Below are 18,197 nucleotides of genomic sequence, written 5' to 3'. Positions count from 1 at the left end.
CGTTACAATAATTATTGTAAAAGGAATAACAAAATAGAAAAGGTGAGGAAAATGAAAAAAAGTTTAAACGTTCTTTTACTAAGTATATTATCGATTCTACTTTTATTCGGTTGTTCAACAGCCAAGCAAAGTGGAAAATTTGAAGGAGTGGGAACTGGTAAGCACGGAGAGATTAAAGTTGCTGTGACAATCACAGACGCAAAAATAACCAATATTGAGGTTATAGAACAAGGTGAAAACAAAGGCTTGTCTGAACCTGTTTATGAAGATCTAAAGGAAGCCATTATCGCTCAAAACTCTGCAGATGTGGATGTCGTGTCAGGAGCGAGTGCAACAAGCGAAGGGTATTTGGCAGCAGTCAAAGATGCTATTACGAAATCAGGGATTAAACTGGTAGCTTCAAAACAAACAAAAACGAAGAAAAGTGAACTTCCAACTGAGCAAACGTTTGATGTAGTGATTGTCGGTTCAGGTGGTGCAGGTTTAAGTGCTGCTATAGAAGCCGCAAAAGCAGGAAAATCAGTCGCAATCGTTGAAAAAATGCCAACGGTCGGCGGTAATACTCTGATTTCTGGTGGGGAAATGAATGCACCTGGTAACTGGGTACAAAAGAATCTTGGGATTACTGGAGACTCTGTAGAAGCATACTATAATGATACGATGAAGGGTGGAGATAATATTGGGGACCCTAAACTCGTTCATTTAATGGCAGAAAAAGCATTGGAATCAGCAGAATGGTTAAGAGATGATGTTCATGTTGAGTTCTTATCAGACCAATTATTCCAATTCGGTGGACATTCATTTAAACGTGCATTGATTCCTAAGGGACATACTGGTGCAGAACTAGTGTCTAAATTAAAAGCAAAAGCAGAAGAACTTGGCGTTAAAATCTTCTTGAACGTAAAAGCAGAGGAATTAATTCAAGATGCAAACGGTCGTGTGACAGGAGTGAAAGCAACTGACAAGACTAAAAAAGAAGTGACATTCCTAGCAACTAATGGAGTGGTATTAACAACAGGTGGGTTTGGTTCAAATGTTGAAATGCGTAAACAATACAACAAGGAATATGACGAACGCTATAAATCTACAGATACAGTTGGTACTACTGGGGATGGGATTGTAATGGCTCAAAAAGCAGGAGCGGTATTAAAAAACATGGAATATATCCAAACATACCCAATCGCAAATCCAAAGACAGGTATGATTTCCCTTTTGGCAGATACACGTTTTGACGGAGCGATACTTGTGAACCAAGAAGGAAAACGATTTGTAGAAGAATTAGACCGTCGTGACGTTATTTCGAAGGCGATTTTAGCGCAAACAGGTGGATACACTTACCAAATCTGGAACGATAAGATTGATGCGATTTCGAAAACAAAAGAAGCGCATAAAGCAGAGTATGATGAGTTGATTCGTGAAGGCTTGTTAGTGAAAGCTGATACGATTGAAGAAGCTGCAAAATTCTTCGATATCGATATCAATAACTTGAAAGAAACCATCGCAAAAGTTAATGAATATGCGAAAAATAAAGATGACAAAGATTTCCATCACCGTGGTGGTTTAGTATCTCTTGAAGAAGGTCCTTACTACATTCAAAAAGCCGTTCCTTCTGTTCACCATACAATGGGTGGATTAGTGATTAATGAAAAAGCAGAAGTATTGAATGATAAAGGAGAAGCAATCCCAGGGCTATATGCTGCTGGTGAATTAACAGGGGTTATCCAAGGGAAGAACCGTCTTGGAGGAAATGCGATTACGGATATTATCACTTTTGGACGTATTGCTGGGAAAGAAGTTAGTCATTAATCATTGACCAATTTATAGAAAAAAGAAATCTAAGTTAACAGGTTTCTTTTGGGAGTAAGGCCAGGGGAGTTTAAACGCACTTGGTCTTTCTCCCTTTTTAAATGAACATTCCAGGGGAAAAACAAGTTTAATCCCCCTACTTAATTTGAACTGTAAATGCTTTTCAATCATCGAAGTTTTTTCGCGTTATATCTTCCTTTTTACTCTTGGAAGCGGTACAATGGGAATGTATTATTTGTAAATTGCTAAAGGAGAAAAAGGAATGACAGTAGTAGAAAATCCATTAAAGGATGCCAAAGTGGCGTATGAATATTATGAACTACCAGGGGAGCTAGTTGATATTCAGCCTTTAGGGAATGGATTAATTAACAAAACTTATCAAATCACTCATACACAAGAAAATAAAGAAAAGCAATATGTATTGCAAGCGATTAATCATCATATTTTTCCAAATGTACGTGGATTAATGGAAAATATCGAGAAAGTAACAAGCTATCTGCGTGAAAAATATGAAGCAGAAGGACGCGACGCTTCTCGTGAAACGCTACGTGTAATTCGCACCAAAGAGGGGCATTTAACGGCAAACTTGGATAATGGATCTTACTGGCGAATTTATGATTCAGTGGAAAACAGTTATTCATTAGATAAAGTAGAAAATCCGCAACAATTTTATATTACTGCAAAAGCATTTGGACGATTTGCTTATGATTTAAATGACTTCGATGCAAGCCAGTTAGTAGAAGTGATTCCACAATTCCACGATACTCGAAATCGTTATCGCCAATTAGAAGAAGCAATCCGAGAAGATCGTATAGGAAGAGTAAAAGAGGTTCAAGCAGAGATCGACTTTATCCAAAGTCGTAAGGCTGATTGCTTCTTACTATATGATTTGTTAGATGAAGGCGTATTGCCACTTCGAGTAACGCATAATGATACAAAATTAAATAATATTATGTTCGATAGCCAAACGAAAGAGCCACTATGTATTGTGGATTTAGATACCGTAATGCCAGGGTTAGTATTATTTGATTTTGGGGATTCTATTCGTTTTGGAGCGAACGATTGTGCCGAGGACGAACCGGATTTATCAAAAGTGAACTTTGATTTCGACTTATACGAAACATATGTGAAAGGCTTTATCGAAGGAACAAGCGGAATCTTAACCGAAGCTGAACTCGAATACTTACCTTGGGGGGCACGTGTAATCACGTTAGAACAAGGGATTCGTTTCTTGACGGACTACATCAATGGCGATGTCTACTACCAAACCAGTCGTCCAGGACAAAATCTGGACCGAGCACGTACACAATTAAAATTAGTACAAGATATGGAAAATAGTTGGGACCAAATGGTTCAAGCCGTCCAAAATATGAAATAAAAACAAAGCCTCTTCAGAAGAGAACTGAAGAGGTTTTTTTGCACCATTAAAAACTATATATATAAATTATAACGATTCAAAACACAATATATTGTGTTTTAGGGGTTGATTTTTAAATTCAGCATGATAAAATAGATTCGAGAGTTTTGAGGAGGGATTGTGATGTGTGTACAAGAATTGAAGACCTTATTAGTCACTAAAAGAGATGGTCGGGAAGTTGAATTTCAAAAGGAGAAAATCGAACGAGCAATCTTTAAAGCAGAGACAGAGTTAAATGGAGAGATGGATGCTAAAAGAGAAGCGGAATTGAATCGAATCGTAGACGAAGTTCTCCAAGAAATTTCTAGAAGATTTAGTGAGACTATTCAAATTTATGAAATTCAAAGTATTATTGAACATTTTTTAATTGAAGATGGGGAATCTGAATTAGCACAAGCATATATTTCATACAGAGTGGATCGTGATTTACGTAGAAAAAATCAACTGGATTTCCAATGGGCACTATCTCGATTAACGAATAAAGATGCAAGTGTGGTTAATGAAAATGCGAATAAGGATAGTAAAGTTTTTAATACGCAAAGGGATCTAACGGCGGGTACAGTTGGAAAAATTATTGGTTTAAAACTATTACCCCCTCATGTTGCCAATGCGCATTTAAAAGGGGATATTCATTATCATGATTTAGACTATCATCCATATATGCCACTGACCAATTGTTGCTTAATTGATTTTGAACATATGTTAGGACTTGGATTCAAGATTGGAAATGCCGAGGTAGAATCTCCAAAATCGATTCAAACAGCAACTGCTCAAATGGCTCAAATCATTGCGAATGTCGCAAGTAGCCAATATGGAGGATGTTCAGCCAATCGTGTTGATGAATTATTGGCCCCTTATGCGGAATTAAACTATCAAAAACATTTGGCAGATGCAAAAGATTGGATTGATGGAGCGGACCGTCAAGAAGCTTTTGCAATGAAAAAAACGGAAAAAGATATTTATGATGCGATGCAGTCATTAGAATATGAAATCAATACACTCTATACTTCTCAAGGCCAAACCCCTTTTACAACTTTGGGATTTGGACTTGGAACGAGTCGCTTTGAACGTTGTATTCAAAAAGCAATCCTGCAAGTGAGAATGGAAGGGATTGGCAAAGAAAAGAGAACAGCAATTTTCCCTAAATTAGTATTCACGCTAAAACGTGGAGTGAACTTAGAAGAAACCGATCCAAACTATGATGTAAAACAGTTAGCATTAGAATGTGCAACAAAAAGAATGTATCCAGATGTATTAAACTATGATCAAATCGTTCGATTAACCGGTAGTTTTAAAGTGCCGATGGGATGCCGTTCGTTCTTACAAGGATGGAAGGATGAAAATGGGCAAGAAGTGAACGATGGTCGAATGAATTTAGGGGTTGTTACTTTGAATATTCCTCGAATTGCGCTAGAAGCGGAAGGCTCAATTGATAAATTCTGGGAAATTTTCGAAGAGAAACTAGCAATTTGTAAGGATGCATTAACGTACCGCGTTGAACGCTGTAAGGAAGCGCAAAGAGATAATGCGCCTGTGTTGTATCATTATGGAGCGTTTGGACAACGGTTGAAGGATGGGGAAGAAGTGGATCTTCTCTTTAGAAATCGTCGTGCAACTGTTTCTTTAGGATATATTGGACTTTATGAAGCGGCAACAGCATTCTTTGGTCCAAACTGGGAAACAAACCCAGAGGCGAAGGAATTTACTCTAGAGATTGTAAAAGCGTTGAAGGCGCATACGGATGCATGGGGTGACGAATACGGTTATCATTTCAGTGTTTATGCGACTCCAAGTGAAAGCTTGACTGATCGTTTCTGCAAACTCGATATCGAAAAATTTGGTTTGGTACCGGATATTACGGAGAAAGAGTATTATACGAATAGCTTCCATTACGATGTACGTAAAAATCCAACACCATTTGAAAAAATTGATTTTGAAAAAGATTATCCAGTATTTTCTTCGGGCGGATTTATTCACTACTGTGAGTATCCTGTTCTTCGACAAAATCCAAAAGCTTTAGAAGCCGTATGGGACTATGCATATGATAGAGTGGGATATCTTGGAACGAATACTCCAATTGATCATTGTTATAAATGTGGATACGATGGTGAATTTACGCCAACTGCTAAAGGATTTGAATGTCCGCAATGTAAAAACCATGATCCACAAACGTGTGATGTCGTAAAACGAACTTGCGGATACCTTGGAAACCCTCAAGCGCGTCCAATGGTTCATGGACGTCATGTGGAAATTTCTTCTCGTGTAAAACATATGCCGAAACTGAAAGAACGTTACGCTTTAGGAGTGATGGAGGATGAATAATCCAAAACCAAAGGAGTGGACGAGTGAGCAATATTCTAAAGGAAAAATTGCCAGTTACAAACCGTATAATTTTGTAGATGGGGAAGGGGTACGCTGTTCACTGTATGTGAGTGGCTGCCTCTTTGCCTGTGAAGGCTGCTATAATGTAATCGCTCAAAATTTTAATTACGGAATACAATATACGAAAGAGTTAGAAGAGCAAATTGTTTCAGATGTTGGAGCTTCTTATTGCCAAGGGTTGACGCTTCTAGGTGGAGAACCTTTTTTGAATACAGGCGTTTGTCTGTCTTTAGTCAAAGCGTTACGGAAAGCTTATGGAAATACCAAGGATATTTGGTCTTGGACAGGATATACTTGGGAAGAGCTGATGCAAGAAACAGAAGATAAGTTAGAATTATTAAGCTTGATTGATATTTTGGTGGATGGACGATTTGAACTCGCTAAAAAAGATTTGACCTTGCAATTTAGGGGAAGCAGTAATCAGCGCATTATTGATGTACAGTCTTCTCTTAAAACCGGTGAAGTGGTCTTGTGGTCAGGGTTATGGAATTCTTAGGAATTGTTCAAATTTCTGACAAATGATGGTAAATTTGTTAAAATATAGGAATGAATCATAATGAAGGAGACGACAAACGGATGGCGATTAAGGGACTTGGTATGGACGCGGTAGAATTGTCACGCATTGAAAAAATCGTAGCAGAACCTAAATCTTTTTTGGGAAAAGTGTTAACACCAAAAGAGTTGGAAAAATATCATACGCTCCCTTTTAAACGGAAAGTGGAATTCCTTGCGGGACGATTTGCAGCTAAAGAAGCTTATGCTAAAGCACTTGGGACTGGAATTGGACAGCATGTTTCATTTCAAGATATTGAAGTATTGAATGATGCCACAGGAAAACCAGTTCTTGTATGTGAACGCTATTCTCATCAAACGTGGATATCGATTACGCATACGAGTCATGATGCCTATGCCGTTGTCGTACTTGAATCCAATTAAAAAAAGGAATGAATCATCATGTTAGAAGCGATCCATCGAAACACGAGAGTTGTAGTGGATTTATCAATTATTAAACAGAATATTTCTAAACTAAAGTCTAAATTAAACCCCTCCAAACAAGTCTATGCAGTTGTAAAGGCAAATGCATATGGGCATGGTATGATTCCTGTTGCTAAGGCTGCTTTAGAAGCAGGGGTTCAGGGATTTTGTGTCGCAAATGTAGATGAGGCTTTGGCTTTAAGAGAAGCAGGAATTATGGAACCTGTCTTAATACTTGGATTAAGCCGAGTTGAAGATGCGCCACTATTAGCAAGTAATCACATTACTGCTGCGGTCGACTCTGTAGAATGGCTCCTGCAAGCTGCGCCACTATTAAAGGAGATACCCTTAAAAGTACATGTTGCTGTAGATTCGGGAATGGGTCGTATTGGCGTCGTTAACGAAAAAGAATTAACGGAAGTTGAGGCTGTTTTACGAAACGGACCATTCGAGTTCGAAGCAATGTTTACCCATTTTGCAACAGCAGATGAAGAAGACACCGCACATTTAACAAAACAAGAAGAAAAATTCAATGGTATGATTGGAGAGTTGGAAGAAAGACCTCCTCACATTCATTGCTCGAATTCGGCTTATGCAATTTGGCATAGTGCCGGAGATAGTGATATTATTCGTTATGGCATCGGCTTGTATGGCATTAATCCTTCTAATGGAGACTTATGCGTTGAAGATGAAGAACTTCTAACCCCAGCCCTGCAATGGGAAACCGAGATGGTCAAGGTGAAGAAATTGGAAATAGGGGATACGGTGAGCTACGGTGCCACCTATAAAGCTAAAGAGCCTCAATGGGTGGCTACTTTACCAATAGGATATGCAGATGGGTATATACGTGCCTACAATAAAGGAGAGGTCATTGTAGATGGTGTTCGCTGTCCTATTATTGGAAGAGTGTGTATGGATCAATGTATGGTTCGACTGCCTCATGAATATCCTGTCGGCACAAAGGTGACTCTTCTAGGAAAAAACAAAGAAGAGGAAATTACAGCAATTGAATTAGCTAAACGTGCAGATACAATTGCTTATGAAGTCATTTGTATGATCTCTGATCGTGTGAAAAGGGAGTATATCAATGGTTGATAAAATTTTAAGAGGAGATGTCTTTTTAGCGGATTTGTCTCCAGTGATTGGTAGTGAGCAGGGAGGAAAACGCCCCGTTCTCATTATTCAAAATGATGTTGGGAATCACTTTAGCACAACTGTTATTGTGGCAGCAATCACAGCAAAGAATACAAAAGCTAACATTCCAACGCATATTGAAATCAAAAAAGATCAATTTGGGTTCGAACGGGACTCTGTTGTCTTACTTGAACAATTGCGTACGATTGATAAGGCTCGAATTCTTGAGAAAATTACGCAAGTGGATGCGGATTTTATGAACACCATTAACGAAGGACTGAAAGTGAGTCTGGGATTAGAATAAGAAAAGCCCTCTAATGAAAATTTAGAGGGCTGTTTTGATAAACGGTTGTCTGATGAAATACGAATTTCTTTGGAAAATCCCCTTGATTTACAATGGGGATGGTAGTATACTGATTAAGTACCTTAAGTACAAATGCCTCCTTAGCTCAGTTGGTAGAGCAGTAGACTCTTAATCTATGGGTCACAGGTTCGAGCCCTGTAGGGGGCATTTTTTTTACGCAAAAAGCCTTGGAAAACCAAGGCTTTTTGTGCGTATTGTTCCGTATTTGTTCCGTGAAATTGAAAGTGTAATGAAATGTTGAGTTATCAATGTTTCTCAATTTTTTTATACCTCAAAAGTGAAAAAGTCTTTAGATATCTCTTTAGACCAAACTAAACAAAACGGAAAAGAGAATTAAAAATAAAAATGTTGACCTCATTCGTTTTTTTACTATGTTTTAAGCCGCATTCTCCGCTTCACTTAGCCGGAGGATATTAATTTGTTATAAGAATAATCAAAGTTAATCGTCTAATCGAATAAACATCATCGCGTTAAGTAAGGAGATTAGAGCGACTGTATTAATATTATTGCAATAAATCAGTCTCTTATTTTCAATAGGAGGAATAATAAAATTAGAAATAATAATATCATACGGTGATTCTTTTAAAGAATCAATGGATAATTCTAATTCATTCCAAACTTCAAGTTCAAAATTGTTACTACAATAATAAGAAAGAGTTTCCGCTACTGATTTTGCATGATACTGATCAAAATTACTCATAACCAAAACTTTTAATTTGGGTTGATTTTGTAAAAGATTTAGCACTAGGTGTTTGCTATGGGTGATAAACGTATAGGCCAAATGATTGACTTTCATTGAACTACTATCAATATCCAAAGTCTGTAAGTAATGCAGAATCCCTTCTTTTAAATCGGAAACAAATCGAGGAAAAATATTTTGAAAGTTCTTGATTGTATTGCCTTTTTGATCAAATAGGATAAACTCTGTAGATAATTCTTGGCGATGAAGATGTGCCGTATTATGAAGATGCCAAATAAGATTATCCTTATTGTCTACTTTAATATTATACTCTTTTGATACCTGATCAACTAAATCCCCCAACAAATGATATGATTTCTTTACGTAGATGTCCGTTTTTGTATACTTCAGAAATACTTTTTCGTCTATGAAAAACATTTTTTGAAAATAAGATACAAACAATTGACCTATTACTTCTTTTGTTAAAGAGATATTGTATTCTGTTTCAAATTTTTTGACAATATCTTCCATTTCATCTTCCTGCATTAAAAATTCCAACAATTGATTATTAAAAGAATCTTTCTCAACTTCCAGGAAATGACCAAACTTGATTCGATATAAATTCGTAACTAAGAGCAACTTTAACATTCTGTGAGTTGATAAATTCATCGGGAAAGATGTTGCTTTATAAACTAGTTCCAATAATTGAGAGAGCGGATCTGGTGAAAAATCTTCAAATGGCCATTCAAGAAAATAATATTTTTCTGAAAAATATTGGGCAAAAAAGTAACGAATATCTATCTCATTTCCAGTAATTCGAACAGGATTGAGGCTAATTTCAAAATGATATTGTTTCTTAATAATTTTATTAATATGACTAATGATACGGTAAAGAGAGGAAGAACTGATATAAAACTCTTTGCAAATACTCTCAGCATCATATCCTTCATTAAAAAAAACAAATTCTAAAATTGAAAAATGAGTTGAATGCTTAAAAAAATGATGATAGGCCATCTCAATATCACTATCATCGGTATTAATAATACGTATACCATTTGTTGAAGAATGAAATATCAAGTCAGGAAAAGAAGATCTGACATGGGATAAATCATCTTTTACTGAACGCTCTGTAGAATTCAATAATTCAGCTAGTTCAGAAATGTGAAACCAGCGCTTATTTTCAAATAGTATTTCTAATAATTCTAATTGTCTGTGACTTTTTTTAGACAGTAATTCTCGCATAAAATTGTTATCTTTCTTTATAGTATAGTGGTTTTATTATAATTCAATCTTACCATAATGTGTATGTTTTAATTCACTTAACAACTCATAATATATGAAAAGCCATCTTAATTTTCTCTCAAAGCCATCTAAAATCAATGTTTTATCGTTTTATTGTATTTAAAGTACATAAAATCGGCGGAAAAATTAAGCTGAATTATTATGTTTCCAAGTTTGCAAATTATATAATCACATTAATCAAAAGATTTGAATTTTGATTTAGTAAATTTAGAAAGGAGAATCGATATGCTTTGGTCTATTATTGTCGGAGGTGTCATTGGTCTTATTGCTGGATCAATCACTAAAAAAGGTGGCTCTATGGGTGTTATTGCAAACATTGTTGCAGGTTTAGTCGGTTCATCTGTGGGTCAATCACTTTTGGGAACTTGGGGCCCTAGTTTGGCTGGAATGGCCTTATTTCCCTCTATCATTGGTGCAGTTATTGTAGTAGCTGTTGTATCATTCTTTTTGGGTAAAAAGGCATAAATTGTCTTATAACATTCAAAATACAATTTAAAATTTAATGATGTGAGGATTCAATAGGTCAAAATAAAAAAATACTTTGTCTAAGCAAAAAGCTCGCGTTCATTAAAACTCTAAGTACGAAAAGAGATTCTTATTTTATTTCTTTTCTATAAATATATGAAAAAATTAAAACTCATAATGGAGGTAAAGACTATGTCTGTAGAAGAAAAATTCAATCAAGCTAAAGGCTCTGTTAAAGAAGGGCTTGGAAAATTAACTGGTGATAAAAAAACAGAAAAAGAAGGGGCTGCTGAAAAAGTAGTTTCTAAAGTTAAAGAAGTTGCTGAAGATGCAAAAGATGCGGTCGAAGGAGCAATCGAAGGCGTTAAAAATATGATTAATAAAGATGACAAATAAAGCTAAGAGTTAGTTTCTCTTGCAAAGCATCTTTGTAATTTATAATTTAAAAAAAGAGAACATTTAATGATATGTATCCAGAATCCTGGACACATTTTTAAATTAAGCTGAACATATGGATGTTTCCCTGTATTGAACAGGGGACATCCATTTTGTTTTTTTTGAATTCTTTTGAAAAGCAAGGTCTTTTTTGTTGATTGTAACTAAAGGATTCTGGGAGTTTAAAGTTAGTGATTCTATAAAAAGATGATAAGTCTTTTATTTTTCTCGAATCATGCCCACTCGAGTTTCGTCAAGATAGGAAAAATGATGTTTATGATAGAGTTTGTCTGCAGGGACTTTAGCTAGTAAAGTGATAAAACTGCTCTCATGTGTATTTTCGTCAAACCACTGATCAATCATTTCCATGATTCTATTGGCAATTCCACGTCTTTGAAACTTTTTGTCTACCATAATATCGGATACGACAAAAGTGACGCCGCCGTCTCCAACAATTCTTCCTAGACCAATGAGTTCATCATCTTCATAAACAGAAACTAAGAAAAGAGTCCCTTCAAGTGCCTTTTTCACTTCAGAATGAGGTTTAGTGCTATTCATTCCAGCGTTTACTCTTAATTGATTGTAAGCTTCAACGCTAGGAATTTTATGAGTAAATTCCATAAAACGATTCCTCCAATAACTTTTTTTGTCTATTCATTATATCATCATTCCTCTATTTTGTATTTGATGAGAGTTTATTTAAGAAGCGTGAATGAAAAGGTGTTTACTCTGACGTAACGTAAGGGTATATACTCCTAATATCAATCAAAGGAGGAATATGTTATGAAATTACATTTAATCGAATCAGACAGTGTTTATAGAGAGCTCTTAACGCTTCCTGTAGATCAGAGAGATGCTTTATTCAAAGAAAAATTATTACTACCCTTCAAAGAAAAGTTTGCTATTCAACGGATATCATTTGATGAAAGAATTCCATTCAATGTGATGACACTAATGGGGTACATGCACAAGATGCCAAAAGATTTATCTGAAGAAGACCTTCAAATGATCAATCAATTCGATAAAGAGTTTTGGGAGACTATTAAACAAGCCTTTAACCGTTCCGTTGAAAGCTTTACATCGAAAGGAATTTCATTAAAACAACAAGATTACTATGTTACGGCTTTACTAGGAAACGAAGCGAGTCCAATGATGAGGATTAATGAAAATTACAGTGGGGATGGAGGGATTCCAGGGTATATTTTCCTATCCCTCGTGCCAAATGAATATACGATTAACAGAATTGCTTCTGCCATGGCGCATGAATGCAATCATAATATTCGTTATCAATTCGTTGATTGGGAAATGGGATCTTTAAAAGAAATGATTGTTGCAGAGGGGCTTGCAGAGAATTTTGCAGAGAAAATGTTTGGACAAGAAAATATTGGTCCCTGGGTCACAAAGAATGATCTTGAAACATTAAATACGATTATTAAACCAAAATTAAAAGACAGTCTTTCTATTAACAATATGCAAGAAGCAATGCCGTATTTATATGGCGATGAAATTACAAAGATGCAAGGTGGTAATCCAGTCGGTCTTCCTTACGCTTCTGGATATACTTGTGGGTACTATCTCATCAAGTACTATTTGAAGAAAACAGGGATTTCTATTGAAGAAGCAACACTAAAAAAAGCAGATGAAATTTTAAGTCAAGTAGAAGAATTTTGGAATTAAAGTAAAAAAGAAAAGCAGTAGAAACCCAATCTACTGTTTTTTTCGTTATCTGCATTTTCCATCAATTAAATAAAAAATACCTGAGTCAGAAAAATAGTCCCTCATTAAAAGTCCTCACATAACTCTAACTCAATGAGGAAGTGATTTGTCCTTGAAAGCCCTAATTTCCGAAATGATGTCATATTCAGGTCATAAAACTCACGTATACTAGGCTTATGATTTTATAAAGAGGAGAAATTACATTGAAAATAGCATGGAATGAAATTAAATACCAACCGAAAAAATTTATATTAATTGAGGTACTGATTGTTATCATGATGTTTATGGTCATTTTCTTGTCCGGTTTAACGAACGGCTTAGGACGAATTATTATGGCACAAATTGATACATTTGGAGACGTTCAATATATTCTCTCAAAGGATTCAGAAGGCGTGATTCCTTACTCAACTCTTACAAGTTCAGACCTAACGGAAATTGAAGACCTCCATCTAGAAGAGCAAACAGGACTAGTAATTCAACGTTCTACGTTTATGAAAGAGGATGAAGAAGGTTCGCAAGATGTGACGTTCTTTGCGATGGATACGTACAAGAATTTAACGATTAAAGCAGAAGACGGTTATGTAACTGCGAACTTATCCGATAATGAAGTGATTCTTGATGAATCGTACAAGGCAAAAGGGATTCACGTTGGGGATACCATTAAAGATAAGACTTCAGATATTTTACTAAAAGTAGTCGCTTTTGCGAAAGATGCAAAATATGGACATAGTTCAGTAGCCTTCATTAGTTCTAAGACGTTAGAAGAGATGCGTCAGAAGAAAAATCCAAATTACACTTGGCAACCACAAGCCATCATCACAAACCAAGAGCTGACAGCCGACGCTTTATCAGAGCAGTTGATGGTATCGAATAAGCAACAAATTATTAATAAGATTCCAGGGTATACTGCAACCAATATGATTTTAAAAACAATGACTTGGGTATTATTAATCGCTTCAGCCGCAATCCTTGGAGTATTCTTCTACATCTTAGCTTTGCAAAAACTGAAACAATTTGGTGTGTTAAAAGCAATCGGGATGTCGATGGGAGAAATAACTAGAATTCAACTGTCACAAGTAGGGATTCTTTCTATTATCGGGATTGGCATTGGATTAAGTCTCGCCTTAGCCTTAACGCCATTCTTGCCTGTAAGCATGCCGTTTTATATGAAAGCAGAAGATAATGCAGTCATTTCAGTTAGCTTTATCGTTATTTCGATTATTTGCGGAGCATTATCTCTATTAAAAATTAAGAAAGTAGATCCAATCGAAGTGATTGGTGGAAATGGTGAATAAGATGTCAGTGATTGAATTACAACAGATAAAAAAATCATACGCAGATGGAAATCAAATGAGAGATGTTATTTGCGATTTGAATTTAACCGTTGAACCACAAGAATTTGTGGCAATCCTAGGGCCTTCTGGGTCAGGAAAATCAACACTTTTATCGATTGCAGGATTACTCCTATCTTCTGATAGCGGTCAAGTAATCATCGGGGGACAAAATCTTACGAATTTAAAACAAAGTGAATGGACGAAGAAGAGACTGGAGTTATTAGGCTTTATTTTCCAGGATCATCAATTGTTGACCTATATGAAAATTGGAGACCAATTAGAAGTAGTAGCAAAATTAAAAGGTGAGAAAGACGCTTCAAAACGAAAAGAGGAAGTCAAAGGATTATTGGCAGAGCTAGGTATAGAGAATTGCTACGGTCAGTATCCAAATCAAATGTCAGGCGGTCAAAAGCAGCGTGTTGCGATTGCTCGTGCCTTTATTGGGAATCCGCAATTAATATTAGCGGATGAGCCTACCGCAAGTCTTGATCCTGAAAGAGGAAAAGAAATTGCGCAATTAATTCAGCGTGAAGTGAAGTCTAAACATAAGAGTGCCATCATGGTGACTCATGACCGTTCAGTGCTTGAGTATGTAGATACGGTTTACGAGATGAAAAAAGGGAAGTTAGTTCGTCTGTAAGCATTTGTGCTATAATGTTCCAGAAAGAAGGTGGAGCTATGTTTAGTATATTAGTTGCTGAAGACGATCATGCGATTCGCACATTGATTACGACCAAGTTAAAACAAGAAAACTACACGATTTACGTTGCTGAAAACGGAGAGGAAGCCCTCTCGTTAATGGAGAAGCATCAAGTCGATTTATTAATTTCTGATATTATGATGCCTGTGATGGATGGATACGCTCTTGTAAAAGCTTTACGAGAAACGAAGCATACTTTACCCATTTTAATGATTACGGCAAAATCTCAGTTAGAATCTCTGGAAGAAGCTTTTAAGTTAGGCGTTGATGACTACATGGTGAAGCCGATTCGTTTAACTGAACTTGTTCTACGAGTACAAGCCTTACTTAGAAGAGCTCAATTAGAAACAGAGAAAGTGTTGCTTTTTGAACATACAAGACTTGATTACAATGCATTAACTTTAACGGATTTAGAGAGAGATGAAGTCTATCAAATTCCTCGAAAAGAATTCTATTTACTCTATAAATTACTCAGTAATCCAGAAAAAATATTTACTCGTTTGGATTTATTGGATGATATTTGGGGGATGGAAGAGGACCTTGACGAAAGATTAGTAGATGCATGCATTAAAAGGGTCCGACAAAAATTTAAGGAGAATAAAGATTTTGAAATTGTAACGATACGAGGGTTAGGGTATAAAGGGACGATTAAAAATGGATAAACAAAAAGAAATACAATTTCCTCTCAGAAACTATTTCGTCTTCATGTTTTGCAGTGTTTTAGTGAGCACAAGTATTATTGGTTTAATGACTGTTTTTGTCCTAAAACACTGGTTTATGGTAGAGGTTAGCTTCCAAACATGGTTAATTATTTTTAGCTTAGTCATTATTCTCGTAGGGAGTCTTGCCATGTGGTATGGGTCTGTTCATTTAACGAAACCTATTTCAGAATTGAATGAATCTGTTAAGGCCATTTCAAGAGGAGATTTTAACCGTAAGATTCCTCTCAAGCATTATCCTAAAGACACTGCTAAATATCATAATGAATTGGCTCAGCTTTCTCAACATGTGAATCAGATGGCTGAAGACTTGAGACGTAGTGACGAACATCGATCTGCGTTTATTGCTAATCTTTCTCATGAACTGAAAACACCAATCGCTTCTCTTGTAGGAGTGAGTGACTTATTAGCTGACGAAAAGCTTGATGAATCTACTAGAAAAGATTTGACAGGTATTTTGCGTTCAGAGAGTCTTCGTCTAAGTCGTTTATGTGATGGAATCGTCACATTGACAAAGATGGAACGTGATTTTAAACCAAAGAAAAAACCACTTCAACTGGATGAACAAATCCGTCATGCTGTGATTTTGATTACGGAAAAGTGGAAGCAAAAAGAGATTGACTTGACCTTTACGAGTCAGCCCGTTCATTGTGTGACGGATCCAGATTTAAGCATGCAAGTGTGGACAAATTTGCTGGATAATGCGGTGAAGTATTCTTCGGATAACGTGCATTTAACGATTGATATCCAAGAAGAGAATGATACCGCTAGAGTCACGATTGCTGATAATGGAATTGGAATGAGCGAGGAAGATCAACGACATATTTTTGAACAATTTTATCAAGTGGAACATTCTCATGTGCAAGAAGGGAATGGCTTAGGATTAACGATTGTAAAAACAATTGTAGATCAACTGGGTGGAAGTATATCAGTTGAAAGCGAGATTGGAAAAGGGAGTACATTTCAAGTAATACTGCCAAAACAATAAATTATTGGAGTTAAAATAAAAAATCCCGAAATTCACTTTGATATGCTCCCTCTAAAGTAGACACTTAAAAAAGTAAACTACTTTAGAGGGGGCATTTTTAAGTTGGTCAAAAAACATACTGCAAAAGAATTAGAACAATTCATAGAATTGTATTTAGATGGTGTATCTTTTCATGAGCTGCGTAGTGAATATGGTTTAAAGATATCGCCCGGAAGCTTTAATATGTATTTTCTGAATTATAAAGCACACGGACCTTCTGTATTAGAAGATCGAGATGGGTTTAACACTTATACAAATGAATTTAAAGAAAAGGTGGTCAAAGAGTTTTTAGAATCGAAAACTTACTTTACTGCAATCGCAAGAAAATACAAAATCCCTTGTGCTAAAACTGTACGAAATTGGATTATTAAGTATACTAATGGTGAGGCCGAGAAGGCCTACTATCCTAAGCCAGAGGTATATACTATGAAATTTAGAAAAACATCGCATGAAGAAAGAATATTTATCGTCAAAGACTGTATTCAAAATCAATTAGACTATAAACAAACCGCACAAAAATTTAATGTCTCTTACAACTCAGTGTATCAATGGGTTAAAAAATATCAAAAATATGGTCCTGATGGATTAGTAGATAGTCGAGGAAAACGAAAACCAGATAATATACAGACAGAAACCGAGCGTATTCGTGCAGAAATGGCTATATTAAAGGCACGAAACGAATATTTAGAAACAGAAAATGCCGCACTAAAAAAATTACAAGAAGTGGAAAGCGAGTTGATGTTTGCCAGACGAAATTTGAAGCGGAATATCAAACGATTAAAAAATTAAGTAAAAGAGGATTTCATATTACTCAATTATGTAAAGCCTTAAACGTTAGTAGAGCCGGCTATTATAAATGGTTAAATCGAGTCCCTTCGGAATCTGAAAAACGACTACGTCGTTTAATGTCATTAATACACGAAGTATATGAATCCGTTCAAGGTATATATGGATATCGTCGTATCACAATCTATTTAAACTATTATAGAAATGCGAAGGTGAATCATAAATGTATTCAGCGCCTTATGAAATTAATGGGATTAAAGGCAATTATACGAAAAAAACGTTATCGTTATAAATCTAACTCTGAAGAATACACCGCAGCTAATATTTTAAATCGAGAATTTCAGAAAGATTACGAGCCAATGGCTCTACTATTAACGGATATCACTGAATTGAAATATGGAAAGGGAGAAAAAGCTTATTTAAGTGCAGTTTTAGATTATGGCACAAAGAAAATAGTTGCATATCAAATATCTAAACAAAACAATAATCAAATCGTTAAAGATACTTTTGATCAAATAAAGAGAAAGATAATTCCAACAAAAACAATGATTCATAGTGATCGAGGATTTCAATATACTTCTCATTTCTTTAAGCACTTTATAGAAAAAGGACAAATAACACATAGTATGTCACGTCCTGGCCGATGTATAGATAACGGACCAATTGAATCATTCTGGGGAACATTAAAGGAAGAAGTATATCGTTTATATCATTTCAAAACCTATGAGTCTCTCTTCAAGAAGGTTGAGGAGTATATCCACTTCTATAATGAGAAAAGAATTACTTTATCAATGGGGTTAAAAATTCCTGCATAAATAAAAAGACGAGTTCATTAGAACTCGTCATACAATTTAATTATTTTCCTGTCTACTTGACAGGGTGCACTTCAAAGTGAATTTCGGGATCTTTTATATACTGTAGAAAAGTTTATAATATAGAACTAAAAAATCGAATGT

General features: G+C 35.7%; 18 protein-coding genes and 1 tRNA gene. 17 read left to right on the top strand and 2 right to left on the bottom strand.

Annotated elements, in window-relative coordinates:
• Positions 1 to 51: 51 nt before the first annotated feature.
• The 8 genes from NQ540_RS07645 (at position 52) to NQ540_RS07610 (ending at position 8,225) form a co-directional block, all read left to right on the top strand.
• On the top strand, positions 52 to 1,806 hold the full coding sequence (locus tag NQ540_RS07645) for a flavocytochrome c (RefSeq protein ID WP_005606961.1): 1,755 nt from the start codon (positions 52 to 54) through the stop codon (positions 1,804 to 1,806).
• A 262-nt stretch (positions 1,807 to 2,068) separates the two neighbouring features.
• Positions 2,069 to 3,184, top strand: a complete 1,116-nt coding sequence (locus tag NQ540_RS07640) for a phosphotransferase enzyme family protein (RefSeq protein ID WP_005606957.1) — start codon at positions 2,069 to 2,071, stop codon at positions 3,182 to 3,184.
• A 162-nt stretch (positions 3,185 to 3,346) separates the two neighbouring features.
• Positions 3,347 to 5,545 (top strand): anaerobic ribonucleoside-triphosphate reductase, encoded by a 2,199-nt coding sequence (nrdD, locus tag NQ540_RS07635; RefSeq protein ID WP_005606955.1) that lies wholly within the window; start codon positions 3,347 to 3,349, stop codon positions 5,543 to 5,545.
• On the top strand, positions 5,538 to 6,101 hold the full coding sequence (nrdG, locus tag NQ540_RS07630; RefSeq protein WP_005606953.1) for an anaerobic ribonucleoside-triphosphate reductase activating protein: 564 nt from the start codon (positions 5,538 to 5,540) through the stop codon (positions 6,099 to 6,101). The genes nrdD and nrdG overlap by 8 nt, the downstream gene beginning before the upstream one ends.
• A 50-nt stretch (positions 6,102 to 6,151) precedes the next feature.
• Positions 6,152 to 6,541: a holo-ACP synthase gene (acpS, locus tag NQ540_RS07625; RefSeq protein ID WP_005606952.1), complete on the top strand. Its 390-nt coding sequence runs from the start codon at positions 6,152 to 6,154 to the stop codon at positions 6,539 to 6,541.
• Between the two features lie 18 nt (positions 6,542 to 6,559).
• Complete coding sequence (gene alr / locus NQ540_RS07620) at positions 6,560 to 7,675, top strand: alanine racemase (RefSeq protein ID WP_005606951.1); 1,116 nt, start codon at positions 6,560 to 6,562, stop codon at positions 7,673 to 7,675.
• The gene (locus NQ540_RS07615) at positions 7,668 to 8,018 is read left to right on the top strand and encodes a type II toxin-antitoxin system PemK/MazF family toxin (protein ID WP_005606950.1); all 351 of its coding nucleotides are present in this window, start codon (positions 7,668 to 7,670) and stop codon (positions 8,016 to 8,018) included. Before alr ends, NQ540_RS07615 begins: the two co-directional genes overlap by 8 nt.
• Before the next feature lie 134 nt (positions 8,019 to 8,152).
• Positions 8,153 to 8,225: transfer RNA gene (locus NQ540_RS07610), tRNA-Lys, on the top strand.
• Between the two features lie 292 nt (positions 8,226 to 8,517).
• Here NQ540_RS07610 and NQ540_RS07605 read toward each other — a convergent pair.
• Entirely contained in the window at positions 8,518 to 9,999 is a 1,482-nt protein-coding gene (locus tag NQ540_RS07605; RefSeq protein WP_005606949.1) for a M protein trans-acting positive regulator PRD domain-containing protein, read from the bottom strand.
• A gap of 285 nt (positions 10,000 to 10,284) precedes the next feature.
• Here NQ540_RS07605 and NQ540_RS07600 point away from each other — a divergent pair, with 285 nt between their 5' ends.
• Positions 10,285 to 10,524 (top strand): GlsB/YeaQ/YmgE family stress response membrane protein, encoded by a 240-nt coding sequence (locus tag NQ540_RS07600; RefSeq protein ID WP_005606947.1) that lies wholly within the window; start codon positions 10,285 to 10,287, stop codon positions 10,522 to 10,524.
• Positions 10,525 to 10,716: 192 nt separating this feature from the next.
• Entirely contained in the window at positions 10,717 to 10,920 is a 204-nt protein-coding gene (locus NQ540_RS07595; RefSeq protein ID WP_039849132.1) for a CsbD family protein, read from the top strand.
• Between the two features lie 258 nt (positions 10,921 to 11,178).
• Here the strand turns inward: NQ540_RS07595 and NQ540_RS07590 are convergent, their stop codons facing one another.
• Positions 11,179 to 11,580, bottom strand: a complete 402-nt coding sequence (locus NQ540_RS07590; RefSeq protein ID WP_005606944.1) for a GNAT family N-acetyltransferase — start codon at positions 11,578 to 11,580, stop codon at positions 11,179 to 11,181.
• Between the two features lie 162 nt (positions 11,581 to 11,742).
• On the opposite strand from NQ540_RS07590, the gene NQ540_RS07585 reads away from it, so the two are divergent.
• The 7 genes from NQ540_RS07585 (at position 11,743) to NQ540_RS07555 (ending at position 18,056) form a co-directional block, all read left to right on the top strand.
• Entirely contained in the window at positions 11,743 to 12,636 is an 894-nt protein-coding gene (locus tag NQ540_RS07585; protein ID WP_005606942.1) for a DUF2268 domain-containing putative Zn-dependent protease, read from the top strand.
• A 242-nt stretch (positions 12,637 to 12,878) separates the two neighbouring features.
• Complete coding sequence (locus NQ540_RS07580) at positions 12,879 to 13,970, top strand: ABC transporter permease (RefSeq protein ID WP_005606940.1); 1,092 nt, start codon at positions 12,879 to 12,881, stop codon at positions 13,968 to 13,970.
• A complete protein-coding gene (locus tag NQ540_RS07575; protein ID WP_005606938.1) occupies positions 13,960 to 14,649 on the top strand; it encodes an ABC transporter ATP-binding protein in 690 nt (229 codons plus the stop codon). The genes NQ540_RS07580 and NQ540_RS07575 overlap by 11 nt, the downstream gene beginning before the upstream one ends.
• 38 nt (positions 14,650 to 14,687) lie before the next feature.
• Positions 14,688 to 15,371 (top strand): response regulator transcription factor, encoded by a 684-nt coding sequence (locus NQ540_RS07570; protein ID WP_039849128.1) that lies wholly within the window; start codon positions 14,688 to 14,690, stop codon positions 15,369 to 15,371.
• The gene (locus NQ540_RS07565; RefSeq protein WP_005606934.1) at positions 15,364 to 16,416 is read left to right on the top strand and encodes a HAMP domain-containing sensor histidine kinase; all 1,053 of its coding nucleotides are present in this window, start codon (positions 15,364 to 15,366) and stop codon (positions 16,414 to 16,416) included. Before NQ540_RS07570 ends, NQ540_RS07565 begins: the two co-directional genes overlap by 8 nt.
• 102 nt (positions 16,417 to 16,518) lie before the next feature.
• Complete coding sequence (locus tag NQ540_RS07560) at positions 16,519 to 17,244, top strand: helix-turn-helix domain-containing protein (protein ID WP_005608228.1); 726 nt, start codon at positions 16,519 to 16,521, stop codon at positions 17,242 to 17,244.
• A complete protein-coding gene (locus NQ540_RS07555; RefSeq protein WP_324602848.1) occupies positions 17,136 to 18,056 on the top strand; it encodes an IS3 family transposase in 921 nt (306 codons plus the stop codon). Before NQ540_RS07560 ends, NQ540_RS07555 begins: the two co-directional genes overlap by 109 nt.
• Positions 18,057 to 18,197: the final 141 nt, after the last annotated feature.

This window comes from Granulicatella adiacens ATCC 49175, assembly GCF_025150565.1.
GTDB lineage: Bacteria > Bacillota > Bacilli > Lactobacillales > Aerococcaceae > Granulicatella > Granulicatella adiacens.
Note: the sequence above shows the minus strand (reverse complement) of the source record. Positions and strands in the feature narration are given on the sequence as shown.